The organism is Arthrobacter sp. CAL618 (assembly GCF_000468215.1).
In the GTDB taxonomy this organism is placed as follows: domain Bacteria; phylum Actinomycetota; class Actinomycetes; order Actinomycetales; family Micrococcaceae; genus Arthrobacter_D.
In genome coordinates this window covers 1-4,187 of sequence record NZ_ASZW01000271.1, presented here as the reverse complement: position 1 = coordinate 4,187, position 4,187 = coordinate 1, and the positions used below count along the sequence as shown (strand labels likewise).

The window sequence follows — 4,187 nt, the reverse complement described above, 5'->3', positions numbered from 1 at the left end:
GAGCCATTTCCTGATCCGGCTCGTACGGGGTTAGGATAAGCCGGACGTAGGGGAGTATCCCGAAGCGCTACGATCGTCAACACGCGGAGCATCGATGTTTCGCCGGGCGTAGCGGCCGGTGGCAAATGCCGCGGCGGAGAGACTTGCGGAATCCGCTGCACCCTTGAAAGGTCCCTCATGCCCGAACCCACGCTGGAACTGCCATTGGCGTTTGAGGTAGGCACATTCATTGTGCTGGGCCTCATCCTCCTGTTCGATTTGCTGCTGGTGGTTAAGCGCCCGCACGAGCCGTCAATGAAGGAAGCCGGCCTGTGGGTCACGTTCTACGTTTCTCTCGCGTTGATCTTCGCGGTCCTGATGTTTATCTTCACCGGCCCGGATTACGGGGGACAGTTTGTCGCCGGCTGGGTCACCGAATATAGCCTGAGCATTGACAACCTGTTCGTATTCATCATCATCATGGCCCGGTTCTCGGTACCCCGTAAGTATCAGCAGGAAGTGTTGATGGTGGGCATCATCATCGCGCTGGTGCTCCGCGGAATCTTCATCCTGCTCGGCGCAGCCTTGATCAGCAACTTCAGCTGGATCTTCTACATCTTCGGTGTCTTCCTGCTCTACACGGCCTATCAGCAGGCCAAGGACACCGGCGAAGACGAGGAACACGGTAGCGAAAACAAGGTGATCGGCAAGCTGCGCAACGTCCTGCCGATGACCGACAAATACGACGGCAACAAGATCCGTACCGTCGTGGACGGCAAGAAGGTCTTCACCCCGATGCTGATCGTCTTCGTGACCATCGGCCTCACCGACCTGCTCTTCGCGGTGGATTCGATCCCGGCCATCTTCGGTCTGACCGAAAGCGCGTTCATCGTCTTCACCGCCAACATTTTTGCCCTGATGGGCCTGCGCCAGCTGTACTTCCTGCTCGGTGGCCTGATGACCCGCCTCATCTACCTGAAGCATGCGCTCTCGGTTATCCTGGCGTTCATTGGCATCAAACTGATCCTTCACGCCATGCATGAAAACGAGTTGCCGTTCATCAACGGGGGCCAGCACATTGAGTGGGCTCCGATCATCCCCACCTTCCTGTCCCTCGGCATCATCCTCGGCACCATTGTGGTCGCGGTTGTCCTGAGCCTGCTCAGCCCGAAGGCCAAGCAGGCCAGCATCGATGCCAAGCTTGAAGAGGACGCACGGAAGGCCCGCGGCACGGCCGACGTCGAGAAGTAGCCTTCTCCGACCGTCCGCGCCTCAGCGCTGGCTGACTACGCGGGCCAGCCGGTCATACCCAGCAACCGGTTGAAGATCGCTTCACCGTCGTCGGAAATCCCGTCGTGGTGGAAGTCAGCTGTCTCCCATGCCTGTAAGCCTTTGACCGCGCGGGCTGTCCGCATGGACAGGTCATGGTCCACGTAGATGTCGTCCTGATAGACGGCAGCCGCAGCGGGGACAGTGTTGCGGGCGAGCTGGTCGGTGTCGTAGAGGCTGCCCCAATCCGCCTTTGCTGCGAGGAGGTCAGCGACGTCCCGCAGCGGAACTAGTGACGGGTCCTGATCGAAGTACCACCGATACACCATTTCGCCGGTCAGCAGCGGTTCCTCAGCAGTCGGGAGGAACTGGGGGTGCTCGGCCAACACCCGGTTGGCGGACCAGTCGGAGGCCCCGCCCTGGCAATAAATTGACTCATGCAGCAGGGCGTAGAGGGGGTTGGATGACCGGCTGACCTGCGCCCAGACGGCGTCCAGGAACACCCGGGACAGCCGCTGACCATCGGCGGTGCTCACGAAGGCGTCCTCGAGCAGGAAGTGCAGGGCGTCCATCCGGGTGTTGCCACCAAGGAAGGATCCGATCATCTGCAGCCGTGCAACGGTGAGACGCTCACCGGTCGGTAGCCGCTCGTCGATTGCCTCGACGTGGTGTGCAATCCGGGTGAGGGTCGTCCGGTCCTCGGGATACTTGGCGAAGTATTCCCGGTTCCTGGCTTCGACGAGCCGATAGGTCGCGGAATAGACCTGATCCGGGGGGCCACTGAGTGGTGCCAGGCCACCGGTGATCAGCGCCCGGTCCATGCCCTCGGGTGCGACAGACAGGTACGTCAGGGTGCAGAAACCGCCAAAGCTCTGACCGAACACCGTCCAGGGCGCCCCGACGAGTTGGCGGCGGATCAGTTCGGCGTCAGCAACAATCGAGTCGGCCCGGAAGTGCGCGAGATACTCGGCCTGTGCGGCAGCGTCCCCGCGGAGGGGAAGGGTCGCGGCATCCGCTGGGGTGGAACGGCCGGTGCCCCGCTGATCCAGCATCAAAATTCTGAAGTGTCTGGCCGCAGCCTTCATCCAGCCGCCAAGCTGGGTGACCCTGCTGCCCCGGCCGCCGGGCCCACCTTGCAGGAACAGCAGCCATGGCAGGTCGGCAATGGCTTCGCCGTCGTACTCCAGCGAGCTGTACTCGCGGGCAAAGATGGTGATGGTTTCACCATCGGGCGTCCGATGGTCCAGGGGAACTGTGAAGTAATGGCCGGTGGTGCGTGCGCCGTGCATCAGGTGGGTTGATTCGCGGCGGTGGGGGACGACGTCGGCGGCTGACTGGTCGCTCACGTAGCGGATCCGCTGGCCACTGCGGTGAGGGCGGGGCCGGTGAGGCGATAGGTGGTCCACTCGTCCTGGGGGAGGGCGCCGAGGCTGTCGTAGAAGTTGATTGAGGGTTCGTTCCAGTTCAGGACCGACCATTCCACCCGGGCGTAGCCCCGTTCCGCGGCGATGCGTGCAAGGTTCTGCAGGAGTGCTTTGCCGTGGCCTTCGCCCCGGGCTTCGGGGCGGACGTACAGGTCTTCCAGATAGATCCCGTTGACACCCTCCCAGGTTGAGTAGTTCAGGAACCAGAGGGCAAAGCCCTGGATGACGCCGTCCGACTCGGCGACATGCGCGAACACGCTTGGCATGGGTCCAAAGAGGGCCTGATGCAGCTGTTCGGGAGTGTTCCTGACGGCGTCAGGTTCTTTCTCGTAGATGGCGAGGTCGTGGATGAGCTGGAGGATGGTGGCTACATCAGCCGGGCGGGCGTCGCGGATAGTCATGCACTCAACCCTATCTATTACATCCCCGGCGAGAAGGTAGCTGTGGCGGGTCTGGATGTGCCGGGGCCATCACAGCCAACCGCTCGGCGGCGAGTTTGAGAGTAGTCAGGCGAGTCCAGTGCTTACGTGGGCCGCTTTTGTGGGTGCCGAAAATACTTCGAAAAAGTTTTTTCCGGGCCCCCTATTTTCCCCTCATACTGTCGGTGCTCGATGATGGAATTGGGGTATGAAAAGCAGTGCAGCTTCTGCTCCCGGATCGGGAATCCCTCCCGAATCCGGCGCGGATTCCGCCTCGACCAGCGGGCCCGCGAACACGGCCACGGGGTCTACTGCGGGAACTCACGCCGGCGCTTCTGCGGCGTCTTCCTCCGGGGCTTCTGTTGGGTCTTCTGCTGGGTATGGTCCGGAGGGACCGCTAGGCGTGGACGCGGTGTGGACAGCACCCACTGTTGAACCGCCGGAGTCGGAGGCTGAGGCTGCGGGTTCGACCGATGCGGATGATGAGGCATCGGATTTTTGGGGAATGGCCTTCGTGCCCGGCGAGCGGGTGCGCTCCAGCGACGAACCTCCCGCCCTGACCGGCCAACTCGGGCTCGCCGCCCCGGCCGGCCTTGACTCTGCCCAGGTCTTGGATGCGTTGAATGACGTCGCCGAGGCGCGGTCATGGCTCGATGCCCAGGAAGCGAAACTGGTTACCCGGATCCTGGACCTGCAAACCGAGCAAACCCGTTGCGGCCGCGGGGCTTTCGGGTTTGAGAAAACCCTGGCCGCAGCCGAGATCGGCGCCACGTTGCACCTGCCGGAGCGGACCGCCGGGTTCCTGGTCGAACACAGCACCCTGCTGACCCGCCACTACCCGGCCACGTTGAACGCGTTAGAGGACGGCAGACTCTCACGCCGCCATGCCTGGGCCGTTGTCGAAGAAGCCACAGACATGCCCGACACCGACCCCGCTCTCGCCGCCGCCTATGAAACCAGGCTGATCGCGTTGGCCGGTCAGACCACCGTGACGAAGTTCTGCCGCCAGGCCCACCGGTTACGCGAAAAACTTCACCCCGAACCCATCAGTAGCCGGCACCGGAAAGCTCTCCGGGAACGCGAGGTGGTCCTGAAC

4 protein-coding genes are annotated in these 4,187 nt (G+C 62.7%); 2 read left to right on the top strand and 2 right to left on the bottom strand.

Annotated elements, in window-relative coordinates:
* Positions 1-177: 177 nt before the first annotated feature.
* Positions 178-1,230 carry a TerC family protein gene (locus tag K728_RS22625; protein WP_019481449.1) on the top strand — a complete coding sequence of 351 codons (1,053 nt, stop codon included), beginning with the start codon at positions 178-180 and terminating at the stop codon, positions 1,228-1,230.
* 35 nt (positions 1,231-1,265) lie between these two features.
* On the opposite strand, the gene K728_RS22630 is transcribed toward K728_RS22625, so the two are convergent.
* The gene (locus tag K728_RS22630) at positions 1,266-2,594 is read right to left on the bottom strand and encodes an alpha/beta fold hydrolase (protein ID WP_024475595.1); all 1,329 of its coding nucleotides are present in this window, start codon (positions 2,592-2,594) and stop codon (positions 1,266-1,268) included.
* Positions 2,591-3,073 (bottom strand): GNAT family N-acetyltransferase, encoded by a 483-nt coding sequence (locus K728_RS22635; RefSeq protein ID WP_024475596.1) that lies wholly within the window; start codon positions 3,071-3,073, stop codon positions 2,591-2,593. The genes K728_RS22630 and K728_RS22635 overlap by 4 nt, the downstream gene beginning before the upstream one ends.
* A 430-nt stretch (positions 3,074-3,503) precedes the next feature.
* Between K728_RS22635 and K728_RS22640 the strand changes: the two genes are divergently transcribed.
* Positions 3,504-4,187: DUF222 domain-containing protein (locus tag K728_RS22640; RefSeq protein ID WP_237742069.1), on the top strand; the 684-nt coding region annotated here is incomplete at its 3' end.